Origin of the sequence: Ochrobactrum sp. XJ1, assembly GCF_024701725.1 — a bacterium.
Lineage (GTDB): Bacteria > Pseudomonadota > Alphaproteobacteria > Rhizobiales > Rhizobiaceae > Brucella > Brucella anthropi.
The window spans coordinates 441,041-465,102 of sequence record NZ_VDGD01000002.1 but is presented as its reverse complement, the minus strand read 5'-3'; the positions used below and the strand labels follow the sequence as shown (position 1 = coordinate 465,102).

Below are 24,062 nucleotides of genomic sequence, written 5' to 3'. Positions count from 1 at the left end.
CTTCCGTCTGCCATAGCAGGACTATGCTTTACTTCTGCCGCCGTGCGGCCAATTGCTCGTTTAGATGTCAGTGCCCGTTTCCGCTGCCAGCCAGTTCATCGCCATAACGCAGTTCCAGCGCTGTCTTGATGGCAAGTGTCAACAACGCCAGGAAAGCCAGCAGCGACGCCACCGCAAATGCACCGACGAAGTTATATTCGTTGTAGAGGATTTCCACATGCAGCGGCATCGTATTGGTGAGACCGCGAATATGTCCAGAGACAACGGAAACAGCGCCGAACTCGCCCATTGCACGGGCATTGCAGAGCAGCACACCGTAAAGCAGCCCCCATTTGATATTGGGCAGCGTCACATAGCGGAACGTCTGCCAGCCATTGGCGCCAAGCGAAATCGCCGCCTCTTCATCGCCGGTTCCCTGTTCCTGCATAAGCGGGATCAGTTCGCGCGCGACGAAGGGAAACGTGACGAACACCGTCGCCAGCACGATGCCCGGAACGGCGAACAATATCTCGATGCCGTGCCGTGACAGCCACGGCCCAAGCAGGCTGTGACTTGAGAAAAGCAGCACGAAAACAAGACCGGAAATGACCGGCGACACGGAAAACGGCAGATCGATCAGCGTCGTCAGCAGCGCCTTGCCCTTGAACTCGAACTTCGCGATTGCCCACGCAGCTGCAATGCCGAAGACCAGATTGAGCGGCACGGCAATGGCCGCCACCATGAGGGTGAGCCTTATCGCAGCCCAGGCATCCGGCTCGACCAGTGCGGCCAGATATTCGCCTGCCCCCTTGCGGAAGGCTTCCACGAAAACCGCTATCACCGGCAGGATGAGGAACAGGGCCAGAAATGCCAGCGCCAGAGCGATCAGCGTGATGCGCGTCGCCGGGCTTTCCGTGACAGCGCTTCGGCTGTTGCGAGGAGCGGCAGAGACAGGTTCATTCGCCATGACCATATTTCCTCCGTGTCCACGACTGGATGAGATTGATGAAAAGCAACATCGCAAAGGAAAGCGCCAGCATCACCGTGGCGAGCGCCGTCGCCCCGGCATAATCATATTCCTCCAGCTTGATCACGATCAGAAGCGGCGCGATTTCCGAGACATAAGGCGTATTGCCCGCAATGAAGATCACCGAGCCATATTCGCCGACGCCGCGTGCAAAGGCGAGCGCGAAGCCGGTCAGGATGGCGGGTTGCAGGCTCGGCAGCAGCACCCGCCAGATGGTCTGAAACCGGGATGCGCCAAGCGTTGCCGCCGCCTCTTCGACCTCGCGGCTGATTTCCTCCATGATCGGCTGGACCGTGCGCACCACGAACGGCAGACCGATGAAGATCAGCGCAATGATAATGCCCGCCCGCGAAAAGGCGATGCGAATGCCGAACGGAGCCAGCAGGCTGCCTATCCAGCCATTCGGCGCATAGATCGCGGCCAGCGCAATACCGGCCACTGCCGTCGGCAGCGCAAAGGGAATATCGACGATGGCATCAACGAAGCGGCGCCCCGGAAAGCGATAACGCACCAGAACCCAGGCGAGGATGACGCCGAAGACCACATTGACCAGCGCCGCGATGAAGGCGGTGCCAAAGCTCGTTTCAAGCGCTTTCAATGTGCGCTCGTCGGTGACGAGGCGCCAGAAGCCGGAAAACCCGACTTCGGTGGAACGCAGCACCAATGCCGCAAGCGGAATGAGAATGAGAAGGGTCAGATAGGCAACACTGAAGCCGAACGTCAGCCCGAAACCGGGAATGACGCTCGGCTTTCTGAAGTGCGACCCTGCTCTGGCCCGTGCAGGGAGCGAAGACATGCGTTGGTTTGTTCCCTCTTCAGTACTTATTGTTACTGATTGCTCTCGAACTCCGGATTATTTTCCCGGCTTGTAGAGCTGGTCGAACGTTCCTCCATCGCCAAAATGATAGGGCTGTGCCTTGGCCCATCCACCGAAAATCGGATCATCGATCGTCACCAGCGTCAAGTCCGGAAACTTGCGCTGCTTGTCGGCAGGGATGATGTCAGGCTTCGACGGACGGTAGAAATGTTTGGCGGCAAGCGCCTGACCTTCCGGCGAATACAGATATTCAAGATAGGCCTGCGCCAGCTTGGTGGTGCCGTTTTCCTCGGCATTCTTGTCCACCACCGCGACCGGTGGTTCAGCCAGAATGGATTGCGGCGGAACAACGATGTCGAATGCATCCTCGCCAAATTCAGCCACTGAGAGATAGGCTTCGTTTTCCCAGGCAAGCAACACATCGCCGAGCTGACGCTGCACGAAAGTGGTTGTCGAGCCGCGCGCACCAGTATCGAGCACCGGGACATGGCGGAACAGTTCGCCGATGTAATCCTTGATCTTCTGCTCGTCGCCACCGTATTGCTTGTAGGCCCAGGCCCATGCGGCGAGATAGTTCCAGCGGGCACCGCCAGAGGTCTTCGGGTTCGGCGTGATGACCTCGACGCCGTCCTTCACCAGATCACCCCAGTCCTTGATGCCCTTCGGATTGCCCTTGCGCACAAGGAAGACGATGGTTGACGTATAGGGAGCCGAATTGTTGGGCAGGCGCTTGCGCCAGTCCTTGTCGATCTTGCCTGAAAGTGCGGCAATAGCATCGATATCGCTTTCAAGCGCCAGCGTCACCACATCGGCCTTGATGCCATCGATCACCGAACGCGCCTGCTTGCCCGACCCGCCATGGGAAGCGCGAATGGTGACGGTTTCGCCGGTTTCTGCCTTCCAGTGGGCGGCAAAAGCGGCGTTGTAATCCTTGTAAAGTTCACGCGTCGGATCGTAGGACACGTTCAGAAGTGTCTGATCGGCAAAGCTTGCCTGAACCGTTCCGGTCAGCGAAGCCGCAGCCACCAATGCTGCCAAAGTGAGCGAGAATCTCGATATCTTCATGACCGCCTCCATGTTTCACTGGCCAAGACAGTATCAGAGCTCTTTGAAGACAGGATGCCACAAGCCGGTCGTTATTTGAAACGACTTCGAAAAATCTACTCATTTTGTCGGAGAATTCGGAGATAATTTTTCCACCGGCGTGTCGAAACACGCCGGTGATAGTATCATTAACTCATTGAGCCGACACCGGTCCGGCAGCCGGTGAAGTTTGGGTGGGGAGGCTGCTCGTGGCCTGCCCCAGTTGGAGCGGAGGCTGCTTCGGCTCATTCCAGCCCATGAAGTTGTAGAGCGTATAGCGCCAGACTCCGATCTCCTCGTGAAGCGCCAGATCGGTCATGAGGAAAGACGGGCCCGGCGAAGACATGTTGGTATGCGACCCGGTCAGATAACCGGCCGCAACCGGCTCAGGCTTCACACCAAAATGTGCCAGATAAAGAAGATCGCGCTTCATCATCGGCGCAGCCTGTAGCAGAACAACTTTCGCCGGTCTGATCTCGCGCAGGATTGCTGCCACGTTCCTGGAGTTCTGCCAGCTGTTGCGGCTTTTCTCGTCAAGCAGGACGGAAGCGGGATCGACACCGGCCTTTTCCAGCTGCGTGGCGATTGATGCGGCTTCGGAAACACCCGTTCCGGCTACATCGGCGCCGCTGGCGATGAACTTGCAGCGAAAACCCTTCTCGACACATTGTCGGTTCATGGCGACCGCCGCCAAAATCGGCCCGTAGGAGACGGCAAGTGGTTCGACCACCTTCTGACCGTCGCCATCGACTGTCTGGGTTCCCATGCCGAAGACGATGAAGGCAGTATTGTCTTCAAGCTGCGTCTGCAATTGCGATGAATAGGCCGATTGCAGGCGGCTCATCAGCGTGTCGGGAAGAATTGCCGAAGCAATTGCACCGTAAAAGATGGCCGCAAGGCCGATCAGAACGATTCCGGTCTTACGCCAATTGAAAAAATGAAGGAGCAATCCGGTAACAACAAAAGCCACGATCAGATTAAGCGTCATATGGGATCACCAGGCTTCAGTATAAATTTCTAAATCAAGCTCACCCGATATAAGTGCCTGCTATGAGTACGAACAATCCCAATAATTTCAGATACAATCTTTCCAACCTCGGAAGTGAGGCCCGGACTGGGGTTGCGGGGGGCAAGTATTCATCCGGGCCTCCGCCAATCTCGCGACCGGCAGGCTGATAACGGGCGAAACCTGTTTCGGTTGCAGGAAATCGGTCGCAGGCTGATTATTTTTTGCTGTCGGGTTGCAACTTTACCGCGCGATATGATCGCTCTTGAACCGGGCCGCCGAAGAGTTATTTTCCCTGTATCGATTGGCTGACCCGAGGATTTTTCACCATGGCATATGGCAAGCGTTCCATTTGCACCCTTTTCGCGGTTATAGCAGGCCCGGCAATGCTCTTCGCGCCTTCTGTTTCGGCGCAGGCTCAGGATGCAAACCCCATCGAGCGGGTCGATTACATCTGCGAACGTGGGGTCGTCGTGCCTGTCACCTATATCCGCAATGGCAGTGCACCCGGCTTTGCGGTTCTCGATGCGGAAGGCAAGATGATCGCGCTGCAATGGCATGACAGTCTCAAGAAATATGTCGCCATCGATGAGCAGGACAGCTACCGCTGGAGCGACAAGGACGGTCAGGCTGTGCTGAGCCATCTCGAGGCCGATCACACCGCCAAGGAAGTGACGCTGCTGTCAGCCTGCCGTTCGGACGACTCGGAAGAATAGACGACCCTGTTATGGGACGAGGTAGTGCTTGTCCCACTGGTTCTGGGGCACTTCATCGCCGATATCGTAGCGAAACGAAACGATATTGATATGTTCCTCATCCGTCTTGCAGACAAAGGACAGCTTGTACCAGTGCTCGCGGCTGCGGAAGGCAGCGCCATCGGCCTCGATCGAATTCTTCGTGGTCACGGGATCGGAGAAGGCATATGCCAGAACCTTGTCGACCGAAAACTTCTGTTCCCGCGTGATGCGTTCCATTGCTTCCACGTCGCAACGTTGTTCAAGGCGGGTTGCCGGATCGAGCTTCTCGAGCTGGGCCTTTTCGGAAGCATTCATTGCAAAAGACGGGGAAACCGCCGGGCCGAACGAGAGGAGACCAACAACAGCGGACACAGGCAACACAAGGGATTTGAATTTCATCGGACTTTCGGGAACTCCTCGGTACTCACATTATCGGCGGCGATAATAAGCATGATTTGCGGCAATGTGCGGATCATCACCGGAAAGTTATCGAAGGCCACCCGTAAAAACCGCCATCCCCAAAATTCGTCCGCTCTGTGAACTATCCGTCGCTGTTCGGGTTCAACCCTTCCACATAGGTGCGGTTGCGTCCTTCTTTCTTGGCGGCGTAGAGGATTTTGTCGGCTTTATCGACCGCCTGCCAGAAATCACCCTGCTCCGGCAGACGGACACAGCCTATGCTGCATGTGACGCTGGCTTCCTTTGCGAGGCGCTGGAACCGGTGCCTCTCGATGTTCTGCCGCACGCCTTCCATAAGCTGGAAGACATTATCGGCATGCATGTCGTCGACACAGATCACGAACTCCTCGCCGCCAGTACGCGCAATCAGTGGCCGTTCGCCGATGAGCTTGCGCAGGATTCCAGCGAATTCCTTCAAAACCGCGTCGCCCGCCGCATGGCCATAGGCATCATTCAGCGCCTTGAAGTAATCGATATCGCAAACGGCAACCCAGCCGGGCACGCCCTTTTTCGTCTGTGAAAGCGCATCGTAGCGCATTTCCAGTCCGCGCCGGTTGAGGAGCCCGGTCAAGGGATCGCTGTCACGTTCATGCGACAGTTCGCCGATACGGTCGTAACCGGCAGCGGCCAGCAAGGCGAAGCCGGTGACAACCGCTGCTATAGCGGTGGAAAACACCGTCCATTGCCAAAAAACAGTCGTTGCGAAATCGTTGCCATCGACATCGCCGAGCAGGGAGCGGGCGGTCAGAAGCGTGCGCGGCACGAATTGCAATGCCACCAGAACGAGCATGACCAGCAGCAGCTTGTCCACCAGCGGCCCCTTGAACAGCCGCCGCGCCTGCCATGCGAAAGAAAGGATCAACGTGGCCATGCCCAGATTGAGCACATAGACCCGCGACATAAGATCGGGCTCAATATAGCAATAATACCAGACACCGCCGACGATGAGGGCAAAGCTCAATATGTAGAAGGCAGATGTAAGCCGCAGCCCGCTTCGCTGCAAAATGCCATAGCCGCCAACCAGCGTGCCTCCGACATAAAATGCGGCAGAAAGCACCGTGTTCAGATTGTCGTCCGAAGGGAAATCACCAAGCTGGACCAGCATTGCGAGGCCGATCAGCAGGAAACAAGCGCCGCAGGACGCCAGAAACTGGCGACCGCGATCGGAAAGCCACGCCGAGAAAAAGGCGAACGCGAACAGCAGCAAAACGGCGGGAAGTACAAATTTCATATAAATCGGACGCGCAAATTACAATTTCTGGGAGAAGTCTTATTGCGCCCTCTCAAGAAAATTACAATTGAGTAAATTAAAACCTCCGCGTGAACCAGCCATGCGTGGAGGACAAACCTGCTGCGCCAAACATCGCCATCCGCTATGCTTTCGCTCTTGATTTCGGCGGGCTGTCCGTGTTTGTAACCTGCAAACACTGCTGTGATATCCGCCACGCAGTCCCGTCGCGAAAGGAAGAGACATGAAGCCCGTTTTCCTGCAACTGCAGTGTGCCCCCGGCAAGACCTACGAAGTTGCCGATACGCTCTTTCAGCGCGAAATCGTCTCCGAGCTTTATTCCACCAGCGGCGAATTCGACCTTCTGGCCAAGATCTACATTGCCGAGGATCAGGATATCGGCAAGTTCATCAACGAGAATGTTCTCAACATTCCCAACATCATCCGTTCACTGACGACGCTGACCTTCACCGCCTTCTGACATCGCGGCCTCCAAAACCGGTAAAGGTTTGATTCACCATTAACGAATTATCATGCCGGCGAAGGGAACCTCTGCTTGCGCTCGCGCATTTCTTGCGTGAAGGGCTTACCTCAAAAAGGGAGGCAGCGAGACAAGTGATGAACGATCTTGGACAGCGGCGGGTATTGGTGGTGGAAGACGAGATTTTCGTCGCCCTCGATGTCGCCGCGACTGTCGAGGATGCGAACGGAACCGTTCTCGGTCCGGTCGGCACCGTCCGGCAAGCAATAGATATCATCAATCGCAATGAAGTTGATGCTGCCATTCTCGATGTGAACCTCGCCGATGGCGATGTGGAAGCCGTGCTGGACCGGTTGAAGAGCCGCGATGTCTTCGTGGTCATCCATACCGGCGGTGGCCTTCCAGCGCGCCTTGCGGCACGTTATCCCGGAATACCGGTCTTTCAGAAGCCTGTGCTGCCATCCCGGCTGACGCGCGCTCTGGCTTCCGCCTTTTCGTCGCATAGGGTGCAGCAAGCCTGATGCTGCGGAACCGCCCGGATTTCGCAACGGTTCTGAAGGAAGTCGAGGCCGACGCAAGCCCCGAGGAAAACACCCGCCCGCCGCAATTCGGGTTTGCTTCCGCCGTCTATTCCGTGGGTTTCGGCGATACGCCAGCAACACCCCGCCAGCCGGACGATCTTGAAAGCCTGTTCGATATTGAGAGCGTGCCGGAGGCTGCGCCCGAGCCTGAACAGGAAAGACAGGCGATAGAAGCGCGGATGCAGAAGCAGTCGCCGGATGCAATCCGCCAGGAGCTGGACCTGCATTCCGGCCTGAAACGCTCCGAACTGCAACGGCGGCGGCGCAGCTTTGCCGCCAGCAATCATCCAGACCGCCTGCCGGAAGAGTTTCGCCTTGCCGCGGAACAGCGGATGAAAACGGCGAATGCCCTGCTGGATGCCGCCATGGCTGACGCACCATCTTAAGGTTGAGCAACTTCCTTACGTTTTCAGCGCAATATCTTTTGCATTATAACAATAACGTGCTAGATTGCCGTGTCTGTGCCTGCGAAAGCTGTCGCACGCCGGAACCCTTTCCGTTGTCCGCAAGTCTGCGAATGGTTCAGCCCCGATAGTATGGGGCAATTTGCGCTTTGCTCAGCGGGAACGGTTCTGTCATATCGACGTTACACATTGGAATAGTTCCTAAAAGGTTTGAAAATGCCTCCTTATCGTTCGCGTACAACCACCCACGGTCGCAACATGGCCGGCGCGCGCGGCCTATGGCGCGCCACCGGAATGAAGGATGAGGATTTCGGCAAGCCGATTATTGCCGTGGTGAACTCGTTTACCCAGTTTGTGCCCGGCCACGTGCACCTGAAGGACCTCGGCCAGCTCGTCGCGCGCGAAATTGAAAGCGCTGGCGGCGTGGCAAAAGAATTCAACACCATTGCGGTCGATGACGGCATCGCCATGGGTCACGACGGCATGCTCTATTCGCTGCCGTCGCGTGAACTCATCGCCGACTCGGTCGAATATATGGTCAATGCGCACTGCGCCGATGCGATGGTCTGCATTTCCAATTGCGACAAGATCACCCCCGGCATGCTGATGGCTGCCCTGCGCCTCAATATCCCGGTCGTGTTCGTTTCCGGCGGTCCGATGGAAGCAGGCAAGGTCGTCTGGGACGATCAGGTCAAGAAGCTCGACCTCGTCGATGCGATGGTTGCAGCCGCTGATGACAGCTACACCGACGATCAGGTCAAGGCGATTGAGCGTTCAGCCTGCCCGACTTGCGGTTCCTGTTCGGGCATGTTCACCGCGAATTCGATGAACTGCCTCACCGAAGCGCTCGGCCTGTCGCTGCCGGGCAATGGCTCGACGCTCGCAACCCATGCCGACCGCAAGCGCCTCTTCGTCGAAGCCGGTCATCTGGTTGTTGATCTCGCCCGCCGTTATTACGAGCAGGACGACGAAAGCGTGCTGCCGCGCTCAATTGCGAGCTTCCCGGCTTTTGAAAACGCCATGACGCTCGACATTGCCATGGGCGGTTCGACCAATACGGTTCTGCATCTGCTTGCAGCTGCACAGGAAGCCGAAATCGATTTCACCATGGCCGATATCGACCGCCTGTCGCGCCGCGTGCCGGTGCTCTGCAAGGTCGCGCCTGCCAACAACACGGTTCACATGGAAGATGTGCACCGCGCAGGCGGCATCATGGGCATTCTCGGCCAGCTCGACAAGGCAGGCCTGATCAATACCGATCTGCCAACCGTGCACAGCGAAACGGTTGCAAAGGCGCTCGATCATTGGGACGTGACCCGCACCAACAGCGATATGGTGCACAAGTTCTATTCGGCTGCGCCCGGCGGCGTGCCGACACAGGTTGCCTTCAGCCAGGAACGCCGTTTCGACAGCGTCGACACCGACCGTGAAAAGGGCGTCATCCGCTCGAAGGAACATGCATTCAGTCAGGATGGCGGTCTGGCCGTGCTTTACGGCAATCTGGCCGAAGACGGCTGCATCGTGAAGACGGCAGGCGTGGACGATTCCATCCTCAAGTTCTCCGGCCCTGCCCGCATCTTTGAAAGTCAGGATACCGCGGTGCTCGGCATTCTGAACGGCAAGATCAAGGCTGGCGACATTGTGCTGATCCGCTATGAAGGCCCGCGCGGCGGCCCCGGCATGCAGGAAATGCTCTATCCAACCAGCTATCTGAAGTCGAAGGGTCTGGGTAAGGCTTGCGCGCTGATCACCGACGGACGTTTCTCGGGAGGCTCATCGGGTCTTTCGATTGGTCACGTTTCGCCGGAAGCAGCCGAAGGCGGCACGATCGGTCTGGTGCGCGAAGGCGATATCATCGATATCGACATTCCGAACCGCAAGATCCATCTGGCTGTTGATGATGCAACGCTGGCCGAACGCCGCGCCGAGCAGAATGAAACAGGCTGGAAGCCAGCAGAGACACGCAAGCGCAAGATTTCGACCGCGCTGAAGGCCTATGCTTCCATGGCAACCAGCGCTGCCAAGGGCGCGGTGCGAAAATTGCCGGATTGATGAAATATCTGTTTACAAAAACAAAACCCTTCCTACTCCATGTGGGAAGGGTTTATTTTTGGAAGTGTCTTTCAAATAGAATATTCAAATCCGTTTTTAGGATTTAGATAGAAACTATGGCACCCCCAAAGAAGCATCATTTTCTTCCGGTTTTTTATCTCAAACAATGGACTGGCGAAACAGATACTCTCGTTGAATTCGGCAGACCTTACGGTAACGTAGTAAAACCGCGACGAGTTCACCCAGCAGCAACGGGCTATATCAATCGTTTGTATGCTATAGACGGTCTTCCTGATGACGCTGCGCAAAAAATCGAAACGGAGTTTCTGTCTCCTATCGACAGCCGAGCCGCAGAAGCGCAAAAACTGTTATTGTCTGAACAATCACTTACCTCAGCACAGCGGCATGCTTGGGTTCAGTATATCGCGACTTTAATGTTGAGAATGCCGGATGACATTTTGACTTTTAAGGCCTCGTTGAAAGATCTTTACGAGTCAATCATACCAACACTTGAGGCCCTATATGATCGTATTCGACGTACTTCGGACGATTAATTCGATCAAGTTAGCAATGAAATAATTGCATCTGCGCCGCAGGAAGCCATGCTGAAATTGCCAGAGATAATGTCCAACAAAAGAATAATTGATGGAATTCTCAAAATGATATGGTTCGTACTTTATGTACGTAACTATGATTTTATAACCTCAGATAGACCAGTTATTTTCGATGCACCTTTTAACAGTTCTCAAGGTTGGCTGGCCTGCCCGATCTCCCCTCACCATTTATTCTTTGCACATCAAAGTGAGGAGATAATTACTCAATTGAGAGCAGCTCCTCCACAGACCGTCCGAAGCAAATTTAATGGTTTGATCGCTTCATCAAGTCAACGACTCGCTTATGCTAGGAATGATCAACACCTAAGATTTATTCAAAAGCGCATGAACTCGATAGATACATTCAATTTATCTATTAAATTCAGAGAAACCTTTAATAATCATATCCCATCACTAAAAGAAGCTTTCTCGAAATTTGATAATAATGAGTTCTTTCGCGAACTGTACGACCATAAACCTTCTTAATCAGTTTTCAGCACCCTCTCCACCGCTGGCATCAGATCGTTCTTCACTGACTCCGGCGTAAACGGCCCGACATGCTTGTAGACGATCTTGCCTGTCTCATCGACGAGGAAGGTTTCCGGCACGCCGTAGACGCCCCATTCGATGGCTGAGCGCCCGGCGCGGTCGGCACCGACTGCTGCAAAGGGATTGCCGAGATCGCCGAGGAAACGGCGCGCATTTTCCGGCTGGTCCTTGTAATTGAGGCCAACCACGCGGACGCGCTCGTCCTTGGCGATTTCCATCAGGAGCGGATGCTCCTGACGGCAGGGAACGCACCACGATCCCCAGACATTCACCAGTGTCAGCTTGCCCTTAAAATCTTCGCTGTTGAGGCCGGGCACAGGCACGCCATCACGCACCAGCCCCTCGACGGGCGGCAGGTTCGTCTGCGGTGCCTGCTTGCCGATCAAAGCGGAAGGGATCGTCGTATTGTCCTTGCCCGACAGAAGCTGGACTGCAAACACCGCCGCCAGTCCAACGAAAATCGCCAGCGGCAGCAGGGCAACCCATGTGGAGCGCTTTTTCGGCGCGGCTGGCTTCTCGGTCGTTTCGGTCATTGTGCTTTACCGGGGGCTTTTGCAGAACGGCGGCGCACACCCTGCGCCTCAAGCCGCTTCAGTTCGTTTTTCTGGATACGCTGATCGATCAATATCCAGCCGATGGTGACGGCGAGTGCCGCGACCGTGATGCCATATGAGGCGAGAACATAGCCAAGATGGTTCATACTGCACCCTCCTGTGCTTTGCGATTGCGGTCGGCATTCCGTGCGGCAAGCTTCTTCATCGACGCCACGCGGCGGCGCCAGATTTCATTGCGCATGGCCATCATATGCAGTGTGAAGAACAGAAGCGAGAAGCCGATGGCCATCACGAAAAGCGGGCGTAGCATGGATGCGTCGATGGTCGGGCCGTCCATGCGGAAAACAGAGGCTGGCTGATGCAGCGTGTTCCACCAGTCGACCGAGAATTTGATGATCGGAATATTGATGAAGCCGACCAGCGTGAGCACGGCCACAGGCTTGGCGCTTTTTGCCGGATCGTCCATGGAGCGCGACAGCGCAATAATGCCGAGATACATCAGGAACAGCACGAAAACCGAAGTCAGTCGCGCATCCCACACCCACCATGTGCCCCACATCGGCTTGCCCCAGAGCGAACCGGTGGCAAGCGCAAGCGCGGTGAAGACGGCACCGAGCGGAGCGGCGGCGCGGATCGACACATCGGCCAGCGGATGCCGCCAGACCAGCGTGCCCAGCGCCGAAACAGCCATGATCGAATAGCACATCATGGAAAGCCATGCGAAAGGCACATGGATATACATGATGCGAACCGTCATGCCCTGCTGGTAGTCTTCCGGCGACAGGAAAAAGACCATAAAGAGACCAGCCGCCAGAAACAGCACCGAAAGCACGGCCAGCCATGGCAACACCTTGCCTGCAAAGGCAAGGAACCGCGTGGGATTGGCCAGATCGAGCCAGCTCGTGGTTTTAACGGCGTCTTTGGTCATGTCTTTTTCCATGGCCTATACTTACCTTCCACCCCCGTGCCGTTCAATTGACCGTAATCAACTGCGTCAATCCGCCGAACTTTTCAGTGCCGCGCTCGCGGCCAGAGGCCCGAGGACGGCAAAGAACAGGGTGAGTGCTGCAAGAATAAGGAATGGCGCCAGAAAGGGCGCATTGTCTACGGTCGCTCCATGCGAAGCTGATACACCGAAAATGAGCACCGGAATGGTGAGCGGCAGAACGATCACCGACACCAGCAACCCGCCACGCGGCAGCGCCACTGCAAGGGCTGCACCCACAGCGCCAATGAAGGCGATGGCGGGTGTTCCCACCAGAAGCGTCAGCGATGTTGCGCCGATTGCCGATGCATCCATGTTCATGAACAGGCCGAGCATTGGCGATGCGATTACCAGCGGCAGCACACTTGCCACCCAATGGGCCACGCATTTCACAAAAACCGTGAAGGCCAGCATGTGACTGTCCGCGCCGATCAGCAGCAGGTCGAGCGAACCATCCTCCCGGTCAGCCTGAAACAGCCGGTCAAGCCCCAGTAGCGTTGCCAGCAACGCGCCGATCCACAGCATGGCAGGGCCGATGCGTGCGAGAAGATTGAGATCAGGCCCGACGCCGAAGGGCATCACCGAAATCACGGCCAGAAAGAATAGGATTCCGATCAGCGCGCCACCACCAGCGCGGAAACTGAGGCGCAAATCTCTCAGGAAAAGCGCCAGCATCAGGCAGCCTCGACTGAATAGGCAGCCATGTCGAGCGAGGTGACACCTTCAAGGCCAAGAGGAATATGCGTTGCAGCGATGATCATGCCGCCCTCCCGCATATGTCCGCGCATGATTTCCGCAAAGCGGGTTTCCGACGCCTTGTCCAGACCGGCTGTCGGTTCATCGACGATCCAGAGCGGACGATGACTGACCAGAAGCTTGGCGATGGAAACACGGCGCTTCTGCCCCGTCGACAGATAGCCGAACGGCAGATGTTCCACGCCGGGCAGATCGACGGCTTCCAGCGCCTCATCGATCTCCGTTTGCGCAGCACCATTGAACTTCTGCCAGAAGGACAGGTTTTCACGCACGCTGAGCGCCGGTTTCATCGCGTTCTGATGGCCGAGATAATGGCAGGCGGCGCGCACCGGCAAAACTGTGCCATCCTCGCGAAGTTCCACCTTTCCGGCTTCTGGCAGAAGCAGGCCGCAGATGATTCGCAGCAGCGTGGACTTGCCCGAGCCGTTCGGGCCAGTCACCACCAGCGCCTCGCCTTCACTGAGAGCAAAAGACAGGCCAGCGAAAATCGTTTCCCCGCCTCTCTCGCCCGCCAGATTTTCGGCTTCAAGCCGCATTTTATACCCTCTAAGCCCCGATAGATAATTGCCAGACCAATAGAACCGGAACCCCGGAAGATCTATGGAAAGGCATCGCAACATTTCGCCGCAAGGGGCCGAATTCACGATATTCTGTCTGGAATCGTTTTAGAAAACTCTCTATATGAGGGCTACCACGCCAGCGGTCGGCGTGGAAACCATTTTTGGCCGATCTCAACCTGTTGCCCTCAAGGACGCAGGCATCGGGACGGACAGCGGAAATGACTGCACCCGCACCTTGGCGCGTCCTTGAAACGCAGCAGAGGCGTTCGTCCTGGTTTTCCGGCCAGTAGCATGAAGGACGAACGCAGTGTCGCACATCGACAGCTTTAAATGCCGCAAAACCCTTACCGTAGGTGGTAAGGATTATGTTTATTACAGCCTGACCGAAGCCGAAAAGAACGGCCTCGAAGGCGTTTCCAAGCTTCCATTCTCCATGAAGGTTCTGCTCGAGAACCTGCTCCGCTTCGAGGACGACCGCTCCGTCAAGAAGTCGGACATCGAAGCTGTTGCCAAGTGGCTGAACGACCGCGGTTCCGCAGGCGCAGAAATCGCCTACCGCCCGGCCCGCGTGCTGATGCAGGACTTCACCGGCGTTCCTGCCGTCGTTGACCTTGCAGCCATGCGCGACGGCCTCAAGGCTCTCGGCGGCGATCCGGAAAAGATCAACCCGCTCGTTCCCGTCGATCTCGTCATCGACCACTCGGTCATCGTCGACGAATTCGGCAATCCAAGCGCATTCAAGGCCAATGTGGACCTCGAATATCAGCGCAATGGCGAACGCTACCGCTTCCTCAAGTGGGGCCAGCAGGCATTCAAGAACTTCCGCGTCGTTCCTCCGGGCACCGGCATCTGCCATCAGGTGAACCTCGAATATCTGGCCCAGGCTGTCTGGACCAAGGAAGAAGACGGGCAAACCGTTGCCTATCCCGACACCTGCGTCGGCACCGACAGCCACACCACCATGGTCAACGGCCTTGGCGTTCTGGGTTGGGGCGTTGGCGGCATCGAAGCTGAAGCGGCCATGCTCGGCCAGCCGGTTTCCATGCTTCTGCCGGAAGTCGTCGGCTTCCGCCTGACCGGCAAGATCAAGGAAGGCGTGACCGCGACCGACCTCGTTCTGACCGTCACGCAGATGCTGCGCAAGAAGGGCGTCGTCGGCAAGTTCGTCGAGTTCTTCGGCGAAGGCCTCGAAAACATGACGCTGGCTGATCGCGCAACCATCGCCAATATGGGTCCGGAATATGGCGCGACCTGCGGCTTCTTCCCGGTTGACCGCGAAACGCTCAACTACATGAACACGACCGGCCGCGACGAGCATCGCATTGAACTCGTCGAAGCTTATTGCCGTGCACAGGGCATGTGGCGCGACAAGGGTGCTGCCGATCCGGTCTTCACCGACATTCTCGAACTCGACATGGGCGACGTCGTTCCGTCTATGGCCGGTCCGAAGCGTCCGGAAGGCCGCATCGCGCTGGAAAACATCGGTTCCGGTTTCGCAACCTCGCTCGAAAACGAGTACAAGAAGACCACCGGCCAGACCGCGCGTTATGCCGTTGAAGGCGAAGACTATGACCTCGGTCATGGTGATGTGGCGATTGCCGCCATCACGTCGTGCACCAACACCTCGAACCCGAGCGTGCTGATCGCTGCCGGCCTTCTGGCCCGCAACGCAGTTGCCAAGGGTCTCAAGACCAAGCCTTGGGTCAAGACCTCGCTGGCACCTGGCTCCCAGGTCGTTGCCGCCTATCTCGAATCCGCTGGCCTCCAGAAGGATCTCGATGCGCTCGGCTTCAACCTCGTCGGCTTCGGCTGCACGACCTGCATCGGCAATTCCGGTCCGCTGCCTGCTCCAATCTCCAAGACGATCAACGAAAAGGGCCTGATCGCGGCTGCCGTTCTTTCCGGCAACCGTAACTTCGAAGGCCGCGTTTCGCCGGACGTGCAGGCAAACTACCTGGCTTCGCCGCCGCTCGTCGTCGCCCACGCTCTTGCCGGTACGGTCACCAAGGACCTGACCAAGGAGCCGCTCGGCGAAGATCAGAACGGAAACCCGGTATTCCTGCGCGACATCTGGCCTTCCTCTCAGGAAATCCAGGAATTCATCGCCAAGAACGTCACCCGCAAGATCTTCTCGGAGAAATATGCGGACGTGTTCAAGGGCGACGAAAACTGGCAGGCCGTTCAGGTTCCTGCAGGTCAGACCTATGCATGGGACGACAACTCGACCTATGTGCAGAACCCGCCTTACTTCGTGGGCATGGGCAAGTCGGCCGGCACGATCGGTGACGTCAAGGGTGCCCGCATTCTGGGTCTCTTCGGCGACAAGATCACGACCGACCACATTTCGCCTGCCGGTTCCATCAAGGCACAGTCGCCAGCTGGCAAGTACCTCATCGACCATGGCGTCGGCGTTGCCGACTTCAACCAGTACGGCACACGTCGCGGCAACCATGAAGTGATGATGCGCGGCACCTTCGCAAACATCCGCATTCGCAACCACATGCTGGGCGAAAACGGACGTGAAGGCGGCTACACCATCCACTATCCGTCGAAGGAAGAAACCTCGATCTATGATGCTGCCATGCAGTACAAGGCCGAGGGCGTGCCGCTCGTCGTCTTCGCAGGCGTCGAATATGGCAACGGTTCTTCGCGTGACTGGGCTGCCAAGGGCACCAACCTGCTCGGCGTCAAGGCCGTGATCGCGCAGTCCTTCGAGCGTATCCACCGCTCCAACCTCGTCGGCATGGGCATTGTGCCTTTCGTCTTTGAGGAAGGCACCAGCTGGCAGACACTGGGCCTCAAGGGCGACGAAATGGTCACCATCGAAGGTCTTGCCGATGTACGTCCGCGCCAGAAAGTCGACGCTTCGATCACTTTTGCTGATGGCACAGTGAAGAAGGTTCCGCTCATCTGCCGCATCGATACGCTGGACGAGCTCGACTACATGAAGAACGGCGGCATTCTGCAGACAGTTCTGCGCGATCTCGCTGCTTAATCAGCACGCGCTTGAAATTCAGAAGCCGCCGGAGAAATCCGGCGGCTTTTTTATTTTAGATTAGACACGGGAACTATCGGCCTGAGCGGATCATTTCTCTGATTTTTACTGCTTTTTCAAAGTGATCAAGGGTATGGGTCTTGATCCACCACTCGGCAGCTTCCATGAGCAATTCCGGCTCCGTGTTCTTGTTGGCAAAGAAAGCATAGAACGAAATACCGACCAGCTCGCCCTTTTTCGCTATCTTCTCATCGCAAATGGCGATGGCTTTTTCTCTCAAGCTCGATCTCATGTTCAACCAGTCTCATTCTCGCACAATCTGTTGTGGGCTAATTTGGTGATATTCCCCCTTAAGGGTGAGATATGGGAAACGTAACGCCTGCGAATCTCACCGCAACGTGAATTCCTATTGATTGCAGGACTTCTTACATAATAGATGTCAGCGACAATTATTGCAGGATGAAACGAAGTGATACTCCACGCCCCCTTCTATGGGACAGGTTCATGGCTTACCGGCGAGCATTTGCCCGGCTGGCGTAGCATCTGTGCCGTTCTGGGGCTGGCATTCACCGGCTGCATCTCCATGCAGGGGCCGGCCAAGGCACAAGACAGCGGCAAGAAGACCGCCGTTCTGGAGCTCTACACCAGCCAGGGCTGCAAGTCATGCCCCAAGGCTGACCAGAATTTCGCGAAATATGCCGACGATCCCAATGTTCTGGCGCTGTCGTTCCATGTCAATTACTGGGATTATATGGGATGGCGCGACACGCTTGCCACCCAGGAAAATACCGACCGGCAGAACGCCTATCGCAACTCCTTCAATGCGCGCATGATCTATACGCCGCAAGCCATCATCAATGGTACGACGGAAGTGAATGGTCGGGACAGCGAAGCCATTCAGGCGCAGATTGCGGCCAACAAGCTGGATGTGCCGGTTTCGATCACACAGCTCGATGACGGGCGCCTGTCCATCGATATCGGTGCAGGCAAGAAGCCGGAAGCGCCGGTGCATGTCGTGCTGTTCTATTTCCGCGATTCCGTGACCATTCCGATCACCGAAGGTGAGAATGCCGGTGAGGCTGTCACCTATCGCAACACTGTCCGCGATACCAATACGATCGGCATGTGGGACGGCAAGCCGCTGAAGATCCAAATCCCGGCGTCGGAACTGAAACGCAAGGATGTTTCAGGCTGTGCGGTGGTGCTGCAGGAAACGCGCGATGACAATTCGCTCGGCCCTATCCATGGCGCGGCCATGTTCAAGCAGAAGAAGCCGATCGGCCTTTGAGCTTTCTGCGATCCTCATCGCTCTTGCGCGATTTACAGCAAGAAATGCGTTTCGATCAGATCGAACAGATTCTCATTTTGGGCTGATGTAGCGTCGGGCATCTGGGCGCGTGTTGCAACTTGGTTCAGCGGGGCTGTAAAAGGTTGGTTCGGCTCGGGCAGTCCTTTGGGCGGGGGGCTTGGGGTCGGACATACCCGAACCGAACCGTCTCAGGCAACGTGTAGATGCTGAAGCCATAATCAGGCTGGAATGCGAAGCTGACAAGGCGAAAATGTGGCCGACAATCACCATTGCAAACAGGCATTCTCTTTTCGTGAATAACTAATATAGAGCCCATAATCCCTATTTATTGGGGCTTTCCCCGCCAGATACTTGGCGATGAAAACCGGCCTGCGAAAGCCTCCCCTTGAAATTGCTTCACAAAAGCATCACCCTGTTGTCATGCGCCGGTTCGGTTCGCTTCGTCGCCATTGCCGAATATCCAAACCGGTTGCGCGCAGTTTGTTCTTGATCCCGCCCGGTCTTCGGTCCGGCTCTGCAAAAGGCTGAAAGGAACGACATGAATACGTCAAGCGTGGCGAATGAGGATTTGTCATCCCCTTCTCCCTCGTCTGCTTCGCCAAAGGTCGTGCCTATCGACCGTGTGCGACCGGCTCCCATCAGTTTCAACCGGCATGAACTCGCCAAAATCCTGAACATTTATGGCCGCATGGTTGCCTCCGGCACGTGGCGTGATTACGCCATTGATCATCTGGCTGACCGTGCGGTGTTTTCCATCTTTCGCCGCGCAAGCGAAGTACCGCTCTTCCGCATTGAGAAGAATCCGAAGCTGGCGCAGAAACAGGGCGCTTACTCGGTCATCGCTGCAAGCGGGCTTATCATGAAGCGCGGCCATGAGCTGGAACGCGTGCTGCGCGTGTTCGACAAGAGCCTCAAGCTCGTCGAAAGCTGATTTCGGCAGCGACTACAGGATCATGAAAGCGGCGGCGTCCCCGGCTCGATTGAACGCCCGCCGTTGAGCGGTAACTGCATCAACACCGTATCCAGCCAGCGTCCATGCTTGAAGCCGGAACCCTCGATACGTCCGCAATGGGTGAAGCCAAGGCTCTCATGCAGCTTGACCGAACCAATATTGTGTTCGCCATCGCCGATGATCGCCAGCAATTGCCGGAACCCCAATGCAGCAATACGGTCGATGAGTTCCCGCAGCAAAAGCTTGCCGATACCCTTTCCCTTCGCATCCGGGGCGATATAGATCGAATCCTCCGCAAGCCAGCGGTAGGCAGGCCTGACGCGGAAATAACTCGCATAGGCATAGCCCAGAACCTGGCCGTCCTCCTCTGCGACGAGGATCGGAAAGCCCTGCTCTACGAATGCCTCAAAACGCTTCACCATTTCGTCCACTGTAGGCGGCTCGATCTCGTAAGATCCGGCGCCGGTCAGAACGGCTTCCGTATAGATTGTGGTGATCGTTTCGATATCGGCGGGCTGGAAATTACGGATGACGGGCATGGGAGGAACCGGAGTAAAGTGTTTTGATAAGGCTTCTACCATGCATCAGTATTCATATGGACAAAAGCAAAAAGGGCAGCGTTTCCGCTGCCCTTTTGTTCCATCACTCTTCAGTCGACTATTCACGGTTGCCCATGAACTGCAGCAGGAAGGTGAACATGTTGATGAAGTCGAGATAGAGACGCAGCGCGCCCATTACGACCTTGCGGCCATGCGCATCCGAAGAATCACCTTCGTAGTACATTTCCTTGATCGACTGCGTGTCGTAGGCGGTGAGGCCTGCGAAGATCAGAACGCCGATCACCGAGATAGCGAACTGCAGCGCGGTGGAGCCGAGGAAGATGTTGACGACCGATGCCAGGATCAGGCCGAACAGGCCCATGATCAGGAACGAGCCCATGGCGGACAGGTCGCGCTTGGTCGTGTAACCGTAGAGCGACAGCGCGCCAAAGGAAGCAGCCGTCACGAAGAAGGTGCGAACGATGCTCTGGCCGGTGAAGACCAGGAAGATCGACGACAGCGACAGGCCGACGAGAGCTGCATAGCCCCAGAAGACGGCGTTAGCGGTCGAGACCGAAAGACGTTCGATGCGGAAGCTCAGGAAGAACACTGCCGCAAGCGGCGCAAGCATCACGACCCAGCGAAGCGGAGACGTGTAGAGCGCTACACCAAGACCGGTGAGCATCTTGCCGTTGGCGAGCTGGGCGACGGCTGCGGACGGGTCCGTGGTCGTTGCGAGTGCTGCAACGGCAAATGCGGCAAGGCCGGTAACGGCCAAGCCGATAGCCATCATGTTATAGACGCCGAGCATATAGCTGCGCAGGCCCTGATCGATGCCTGCATCAGCGCGAGCGCCGCCTACCGGCCTCTGCTGCGCCTGAATATTGCGAAAGTCAGCCATGACTTAAATCCTCTTGCCATGTCCCGTCCGGTGTCGGGGGCGCTCAAAAGGTCGAGCCGCCGCCAGGCGCCGCTGGCGGGACCCCAGCATGCCTGTCTGACATTATGGGGATTTCGGCCTTCGCGTACAAGTACCACCTGTAAAAAAACGTGATGCAGCAGTCTGGAAATGCAAACGCTTTCTCCATACGATCCAATGACTTACGTTTTTCTGCCCGTGACGATTACAAATCGTTCATATCGTCCTGAGTACCTGGGCAGGCTTTTGGCCGAGAACGCGCCATGTCCCGGCCAGGCCGAAACCGACAGTCAGCACCAGCGCGATGGCAACGGTCATCAGCGCGACATCAGGCAGGAAGCTCGCTTTCAGCTTCATGATTTCCACCACGACATACCAGCCCGCCACGCTGCCAGCGACGAGTGCGAAGACCGCAGTTGCAAGCCCGAGCAGCATATATTCAAGCACATAGGCCGTGATCAGCGTGCCGCGCGTGGCGCCCAGCGTCTTCAGCACCACGGCATCGTGGACACGGGCGCGGTTGCCCGCAGCCAGCGCTCCGCCCAGCACCAGAACCGATGCAGCCAGCGCGATGGAAGCCGCAGCGCGAATGGCGGTTGCAAGCTGGCTGATCAGATCATTGGCGACATTGAGCGCATCGGTCACGCTGACCGTCGTGACGGCGGGCCATGTCTTGGTGACCTGCCGCAGCACATCAGGCGCAAGGTTCTTCTGGCTATCGGGAATGGTGAGCGTCGCCAGCCAAGTCGCAGGCGCACCGGCAAAGGTATTGGGCGAAAACACCATGACGAAGTTCATCGCAAGCGTTTCCCACTGAACTTGACGAAAGCTTGCGATCTTCGCGGTGATGTTGCGGCCCAGCACATTGACCGTCACCGTGTCGCCGAGCTTCAGGCCCAGTTCCTTGCCCTCGCGCTCCGCGAAGGACACCAGTGGTTCGCCACTATAGTCGTTCGGCCACCATTCGCCTTCCGTCAGTGTCGAGTTTTCGGGGACTGTATCGGAAAAGGTGATGCCACGGTCGCCACGCAGCACCCAGGCTGCTTCCGGCGGGATGGTCATGTCGCGCACATTGGTGCCGTTGAAGGCAACGATACGCCCCCGCAGCATCGGACCGGAGGTCAATTTGCCATCAGGCACGATGCCGCTGACCAGCTTGGTGAAATCGCCGATGTCACGGTTCTGGATATCGACGAAGAAGAAGTCAGGCGCCTGCGCTGGAATGTTTTCCGTTACCTGGCGACGCAGATTGCCATCGATCAGCGCGATTGCCACCATCAGCGTCAGGCCAAGGCCCAGTGAAAGCACCACAGAGGGCGTGAGCGCGCCGGGTCGATGGATGTTGCCCACTGCGAGCCGGAGCGACGTCGAGCGCACGCGCGGAACCCGGCGGGCAAGCCAGCGGATGCCGTCGGCGACTAGCCGCAGCACGCCGAAAGCCGCAATGGCCGAAACGATGAAGATTGCGGCGATGCGTCGATCATAGGCGACGTAAAGCGCCAGCCCGGCGAGAGCTGCAATCAGCAGAACCGCCAATCCAAGGTAAAGCAGCGGTGGCAGGCCACGCTGCTCAAAACCCTGCTCACGGAAAAGCGCCGTCGCCGGAATATCGCGTGCGCGGCCCAGCGGAATAATCGCGAAGGCAAGCGTGGTGATGAGGCCGAAGACGGCAGCGAGCGCCAAAGCATCGGGAAAGAAACCGCCGCCACCGGCGACCGGCAGATAATTGGCAAGCGCCATGGCAGCGGCATAGGGGATAATCGCCGCCAGTATCAGCCCGAGAACAATGCCTATGAAGCCGATCACCATAATCTGCACGAGATAAACCAACACCGCGAAGCGCGCTGGCGCGCCGAGCGACTTGAAGGTGGCGATCACGCCGCGCTTGCCGTCAAGATAGGCGCGCACTGCATTGGCGACGCCGACACCGCCGACGATCAGGGCTGTCAGGCCCACCAGTGTCAGGAATTGCGAGAAGCGCTCGATATTGGCGCTCAGCGCCGGAGCGGCATTGGTGCGGGAACGGATGTTCCAGCCTGCATCGGGGAAATCGGCAGCGGCCTGCCGCCTGACTTCGGCAATTGCTGCATCCGGCGCACCATCTGTGAGGGCAACCTTGTAGATATGATCGACAAGGCTTCCGGGCTGAATGAGACCGGAAGCGCGCAGGCCATCCAGCGAAACCAGAAAGCGCGGCGCAAAATTGAAACCCGAAGAAAGCAGGTCCGGTTCGCTCTCGATCAGGCCACGCAATTCAAACACTTGCGAACCGAGCAGCACTTTTGCGCCAAGCGACAGGTCCATGCGATTGAGAAAGTCCTGGCTGACGGCAGCACCATAGGTGCCGTCCTTCTCGCCGGTCATATCGGCCAAAGATTGCTGTGGTTGAACCTTCAGTTCGCCATAAAGCGGATAGGCCGCGTCGACAGCCTTCACCTCGACCAGCGACTGGTCGGAACCATCGGGCATGCGCGCCATGGAGCGCATGGTGGCGCTTTCCGCCATTCTGCCCTGTTTTGCGATGAAGGCGCGCTCTTCCGCCGTTGCTTCCCGCTGATTGAGCGCGAAGCTGACATCACCGCCCAGAATGCTCTGGCCTTCCGATGCAATGCCGGTGCTGACCGACCGCGCCACCGAGTTGACGCCGCCGATGGCGGCAACGCCAAGCGCGATACAGGCGAGGAAAATATAGAAACCGGTCAGGCCGCCGCGCATTTCACGCAGCGCAAAGCGGAGAGCAAGCGAGAACGACTTTGCAGCACTCATGCGCCAGCTGCCAGCGATTCGAGAACGGAGCCGCCCTGTGCAGGCTCTTCGATCCGGCCCGAGCGCACCGGAATTTCAATGTCGCAGCGCGCCGCAAGCGCCGGATCATGCGTGACGAGCACCATGGTCAGACCATTCTCGCGCTGCTTGGCGAACAGAAGATCGGCAATCTGGCGCCCCGTCGTGGTGTCGAGATTGCCGGTCGGCTCATCCGCGATCAGGATTTTCGGGCTTGGCGCAAGTGCGCGCGCAATCGCAACGCGCTGCTGTTCACCGCCGGAAAGCTCCGATGGATAATGGGTGAGGCGCTCGCCAAGGCCGACGGCGCGCAATTCGCGTTCCGCCACCTCGAAAGCATCGCGACGCCCGGCAAGCTCCAATGGCACGGCGACATTTTCAAGCGCGGTCATGTTGGGAATGAGGTGGAAGGACTGGAACACGATGCCGATATTGGCGCCACGGAAAGCGGCGGCCTGATCTTCGCTCATCTGGCTGATCGTCTCACCGGCAATCTTCACAGTTCCGTTATCAACATGCTCCAGACCTGCCAGAACCATCAGCAGCGTGGACTTGCCGGAACCGGACGGTCCGACGATGCCAACCGACTGTCCTTGCGATATATGAAGGGAAACGCCCTTCAGCACATGCACCGATGAGGCGGCGTGACCAAGGGTTAGATGAACGTTCTCAAGTTCGATAATCGAGCCAACAACCTGTTCCGTCACGCGGTT

Annotated in this window: 26 protein-coding genes; 10 read left to right on the top strand and 16 right to left on the bottom strand. The window is 57.2% G+C overall.

The window, feature by feature from the left end:
• Positions 1–67: 67 nt before the first annotated feature.
• From cysW to FG152_RS05050, 4 genes are all read right to left on the bottom strand, one after another.
• Complete coding sequence (gene cysW, locus FG152_RS05065) at positions 68–946, bottom strand: sulfate ABC transporter permease subunit CysW (protein WP_010657958.1); 879 nt, start codon at positions 944–946, stop codon at positions 68–70.
• Positions 936–1,802, bottom strand: coding sequence for a sulfate ABC transporter permease subunit CysT (gene cysT, locus FG152_RS05060; protein WP_010657957.1), 867 nt, complete (start codon positions 1,800–1,802; stop codon positions 936–938). Before cysT ends, cysW begins: the two co-directional genes overlap by 11 nt.
• Before the next feature lie 57 nt (positions 1,803–1,859).
• Positions 1,860–2,888 carry a sulfate ABC transporter substrate-binding protein gene (locus tag FG152_RS05055; protein ID WP_010657956.1) on the bottom strand — a complete coding sequence of 343 codons (1,029 nt, stop codon included), beginning with the start codon at positions 2,886–2,888 and terminating at the stop codon, positions 1,860–1,862.
• A gap of 172 nt (positions 2,889–3,060) precedes the next feature.
• Positions 3,061–3,894 (bottom strand): YdcF family protein, encoded by an 834-nt coding sequence (locus FG152_RS05050; RefSeq protein WP_029925981.1) that lies wholly within the window; start codon positions 3,892–3,894, stop codon positions 3,061–3,063.
• Positions 3,895–4,241: 347 nt separating this feature from the next.
• Between FG152_RS05050 and FG152_RS05045 the strand changes: the two genes are divergently transcribed.
• A complete protein-coding gene (locus tag FG152_RS05045) occupies positions 4,242–4,628 on the top strand; it encodes a hypothetical protein (RefSeq protein WP_010657954.1) in 387 nt (128 codons plus the stop codon).
• Between the two features lie 9 nt (positions 4,629–4,637).
• On the opposite strand, the gene FG152_RS05040 is transcribed toward FG152_RS05045, so the two are convergent.
• Complete coding sequence (locus tag FG152_RS05040) at positions 4,638–5,048, bottom strand: DUF930 domain-containing protein (RefSeq protein ID WP_071632882.1); 411 nt, start codon at positions 5,046–5,048, stop codon at positions 4,638–4,640.
• 142 nt (positions 5,049–5,190) lie between these two features.
• Positions 5,191–6,339 carry a diguanylate cyclase domain-containing protein gene (locus tag FG152_RS05035; protein WP_375849053.1) on the bottom strand — a complete coding sequence of 383 codons (1,149 nt, stop codon included), beginning with the start codon at positions 6,337–6,339 and terminating at the stop codon, positions 5,191–5,193.
• 241 nt (positions 6,340–6,580) lie between these two features.
• Between FG152_RS05035 and FG152_RS05030 the strand changes: the two genes are divergently transcribed.
• From FG152_RS05030 to FG152_RS05005, 6 genes are all read left to right on the top strand, one after another.
• Positions 6,581–6,817, top strand: a complete 237-nt coding sequence (locus FG152_RS05030) for an Lrp/AsnC ligand binding domain-containing protein (protein ID WP_010657951.1) — start codon at positions 6,581–6,583, stop codon at positions 6,815–6,817.
• 137 nt (positions 6,818–6,954) lie between these two features.
• Positions 6,955–7,338: a response regulator gene (locus FG152_RS05025; protein ID WP_011982335.1), complete on the top strand. Its 384-nt coding sequence runs from the start codon at positions 6,955–6,957 to the stop codon at positions 7,336–7,338.
• On the top strand, positions 7,338–7,784 hold the full coding sequence (locus FG152_RS05020) for a hypothetical protein (protein WP_375849051.1): 447 nt from the start codon (positions 7,338–7,340) through the stop codon (positions 7,782–7,784). Before FG152_RS05025 ends, FG152_RS05020 begins: the two co-directional genes overlap by 1 nt.
• A gap of 234 nt (positions 7,785–8,018) precedes the next feature.
• Entirely contained in the window at positions 8,019–9,854 is a 1,836-nt protein-coding gene (gene ilvD / locus FG152_RS05015; protein WP_071632879.1) for a dihydroxy-acid dehydratase, read from the top strand.
• Positions 9,855–9,970: 116 nt separating this feature from the next.
• Positions 9,971–10,408, top strand: a complete 438-nt coding sequence (locus tag FG152_RS05010) for a DUF4238 domain-containing protein (RefSeq protein ID WP_454502823.1) — start codon at positions 9,971–9,973, stop codon at positions 10,406–10,408.
• Positions 10,409–10,456: 48 nt separating this feature from the next.
• Positions 10,457–10,933, top strand: coding sequence for a DUF4238 domain-containing protein (locus FG152_RS05005; RefSeq protein ID WP_454502822.1), 477 nt, complete (start codon positions 10,457–10,459; stop codon positions 10,931–10,933).
• Here the strand turns inward: FG152_RS05005 and FG152_RS05000 are convergent.
• From FG152_RS05000 to ccmA, 5 genes are all read right to left on the bottom strand, one after another.
• Entirely contained in the window at positions 10,930–11,529 is a 600-nt protein-coding gene (locus FG152_RS05000) for a DsbE family thiol:disulfide interchange protein (RefSeq protein ID WP_454502821.1), read from the bottom strand. The two genes, FG152_RS05005 and FG152_RS05000, sit on opposite strands and share 4 nt — an antisense overlap.
• Complete coding sequence (gene ccmD, locus FG152_RS04995; protein WP_010657945.1) at positions 11,526–11,696, bottom strand: heme exporter protein CcmD; 171 nt, start codon at positions 11,694–11,696, stop codon at positions 11,526–11,528. The genes FG152_RS05000 and ccmD overlap by 4 nt, the downstream gene beginning before the upstream one ends.
• On the bottom strand, positions 11,693–12,478 hold the full coding sequence (locus tag FG152_RS04990) for a heme ABC transporter permease (RefSeq protein WP_375849048.1): 786 nt from the start codon (positions 12,476–12,478) through the stop codon (positions 11,693–11,695). The genes ccmD and FG152_RS04990 overlap by 4 nt, the downstream gene beginning before the upstream one ends.
• A gap of 66 nt (positions 12,479–12,544) precedes the next feature.
• On the bottom strand, positions 12,545–13,210 hold the full coding sequence (ccmB, locus tag FG152_RS04985; protein ID WP_011982329.1) for a heme exporter protein CcmB: 666 nt from the start codon (positions 13,208–13,210) through the stop codon (positions 12,545–12,547).
• Entirely contained in the window at positions 13,210–13,827 is a 618-nt protein-coding gene (ccmA, locus tag FG152_RS04980; RefSeq protein WP_071632873.1) for a heme ABC exporter ATP-binding protein CcmA, read from the bottom strand. Before ccmA ends, ccmB begins: the two co-directional genes overlap by 1 nt.
• Positions 13,828–14,158: 331 nt before the next feature.
• Here ccmA and acnA point away from each other — a divergent pair, with 331 nt between their 5' ends.
• Complete coding sequence (gene acnA, locus FG152_RS04975) at positions 14,159–16,846, top strand: aconitate hydratase AcnA (RefSeq protein ID WP_071632872.1); 2,688 nt, start codon at positions 14,159–14,161, stop codon at positions 16,844–16,846.
• A 73-nt stretch (positions 16,847–16,919) separates the two neighbouring features.
• Here acnA and FG152_RS04970 read toward each other — a convergent pair whose 3' ends face one another.
• Positions 16,920–17,138, bottom strand: coding sequence for a DUF6500 family protein (locus tag FG152_RS04970; protein WP_010657940.1), 219 nt, complete (start codon positions 17,136–17,138; stop codon positions 16,920–16,922).
• Positions 17,139–17,399: 261 nt separating this feature from the next.
• Between FG152_RS04970 and FG152_RS04965 the strand changes: the two genes are divergently transcribed.
• Entirely contained in the window at positions 17,400–18,134 is a 735-nt protein-coding gene (locus tag FG152_RS04965) for a DUF1223 domain-containing protein (protein ID WP_498985429.1), read from the top strand.
• Positions 18,135–18,693: 559 nt separating this feature from the next.
• Positions 18,694–19,086, top strand: a complete 393-nt coding sequence (locus tag FG152_RS04960) for a DUF2794 domain-containing protein (RefSeq protein ID WP_010657937.1) — start codon at positions 18,694–18,696, stop codon at positions 19,084–19,086.
• A 20-nt stretch (positions 19,087–19,106) separates the two neighbouring features.
• On the opposite strand, the gene FG152_RS04955 is transcribed toward FG152_RS04960, so the two are convergent.
• The 4 genes from FG152_RS04955 to FG152_RS04940 all read right to left on the bottom strand — a co-directional run bounded on the left by FG152_RS04955 (position 19,107) and on the right by FG152_RS04940 (position 24,056).
• Entirely contained in the window at positions 19,107–19,646 is a 540-nt protein-coding gene (locus tag FG152_RS04955) for a GNAT family N-acetyltransferase (protein WP_071632870.1), read from the bottom strand.
• 118 nt (positions 19,647–19,764) lie between these two features.
• Entirely contained in the window at positions 19,765–20,547 is a 783-nt protein-coding gene (locus tag FG152_RS04950; RefSeq protein WP_011982324.1) for a Bax inhibitor-1/YccA family protein, read from the bottom strand.
• Between the two features lie 234 nt (positions 20,548–20,781).
• Positions 20,782–23,331 (bottom strand): ABC transporter permease, encoded by a 2,550-nt coding sequence (locus FG152_RS04945; protein WP_498985395.1) that lies wholly within the window; start codon positions 23,329–23,331, stop codon positions 20,782–20,784.
• Positions 23,328–24,056: an ABC transporter ATP-binding protein gene (locus tag FG152_RS04940; RefSeq protein ID WP_454502819.1), complete on the bottom strand. Its 729-nt coding sequence runs from the start codon at positions 24,054–24,056 to the stop codon at positions 23,328–23,330. The genes FG152_RS04945 and FG152_RS04940 overlap by 4 nt, the downstream gene beginning before the upstream one ends.
• Positions 24,057–24,062 lie beyond the last annotated feature (6 nt).

Coding starts and splice junctions, on each gene's coding strand:
- cysW (WP_010657958.1), bottom strand. CDS start 946: ATGGCGAATGAACCTGTCTCTGCCGCTCCTCGCAACAGCCGAAGCGCT.
- cysT (WP_010657957.1), bottom strand. CDS start 1,802: ATGTCTTCGCTCCCTGCACGGGCCAGAGCAGGGTCGCACTTCAGAAAG.
- FG152_RS05055 (WP_010657956.1), bottom strand. CDS start 2,888: ATGAAGATATCGAGATTCTCGCTCACTTTGGCAGCATTGGTGGCTGCG.
- FG152_RS05050 (WP_029925981.1), bottom strand. CDS start 3,894: ATGACGCTTAATCTGATCGTGGCTTTTGTTGTTACCGGATTGCTCCTT.
- FG152_RS05045 (WP_010657954.1), top strand. CDS start 4,242: ATGGCATATGGCAAGCGTTCCATTTGCACCCTTTTCGCGGTTATAGCA.
- FG152_RS05040 (WP_071632882.1), bottom strand. CDS start 5,048: ATGAAATTCAAATCCCTTGTGTTGCCTGTGTCCGCTGTTGTTGGTCTC.
- FG152_RS05035 (WP_375849053.1), bottom strand. CDS start 6,339: ATGAAATTTGTACTTCCCGCCGTTTTGCTGCTGTTCGCGTTCGCCTTT.
- FG152_RS05030 (WP_010657951.1), top strand. CDS start 6,581: ATGAAGCCCGTTTTCCTGCAACTGCAGTGTGCCCCCGGCAAGACCTAC.
- FG152_RS05025 (WP_011982335.1), top strand. CDS start 6,955: ATGAACGATCTTGGACAGCGGCGGGTATTGGTGGTGGAAGACGAGATT.
- FG152_RS05020 (WP_375849051.1), top strand. CDS start 7,338: ATGCTGCGGAACCGCCCGGATTTCGCAACGGTTCTGAAGGAAGTCGAG.
- ilvD (WP_071632879.1), top strand. CDS start 8,019: ATGCCTCCTTATCGTTCGCGTACAACCACCCACGGTCGCAACATGGCC.
- FG152_RS05010 (WP_454502823.1), top strand. CDS start 9,971: ATGGCACCCCCAAAGAAGCATCATTTTCTTCCGGTTTTTTATCTCAAA.
- FG152_RS05005 (WP_454502822.1), top strand. CDS start 10,457: ATGCTGAAATTGCCAGAGATAATGTCCAACAAAAGAATAATTGATGGA.
- FG152_RS05000 (WP_454502821.1), bottom strand. CDS start 11,529: ATGACCGAAACGACCGAGAAGCCAGCCGCGCCGAAAAAGCGCTCCACA.
- ccmD (WP_010657945.1), bottom strand. CDS start 11,696: ATGAACCATCTTGGCTATGTTCTCGCCTCATATGGCATCACGGTCGCG.
- FG152_RS04990 (WP_375849048.1), bottom strand. CDS start 12,478: ATGACCAAAGACGCCGTTAAAACCACGAGCTGGCTCGATCTGGCCAAT.
- ccmB (WP_011982329.1), bottom strand. CDS start 13,210: ATGCTGGCGCTTTTCCTGAGAGATTTGCGCCTCAGTTTCCGCGCTGGT.
- ccmA (WP_071632873.1), bottom strand. CDS start 13,827: ATGCGGCTTGAAGCCGAAAATCTGGCGGGCGAGAGAGGCGGGGAAACG.
- FG152_RS04970 (WP_010657940.1), bottom strand. CDS start 17,138: ATGAGATCGAGCTTGAGAGAAAAAGCCATCGCCATTTGCGATGAGAAG.
- FG152_RS04960 (WP_010657937.1), top strand. CDS start 18,694: ATGAATACGTCAAGCGTGGCGAATGAGGATTTGTCATCCCCTTCTCCC.
- FG152_RS04955 (WP_071632870.1), bottom strand. CDS start 19,646: ATGCCCGTCATCCGTAATTTCCAGCCCGCCGATATCGAAACGATCACC.
- FG152_RS04950 (WP_011982324.1), bottom strand. CDS start 20,547: ATGGCTGACTTTCGCAATATTCAGGCGCAGCAGAGGCCGGTAGGCGGC.
- FG152_RS04945 (WP_498985395.1), bottom strand. CDS start 23,331: ATGAGTGCTGCAAAGTCGTTCTCGCTTGCTCTCCGCTTTGCGCTGCGT.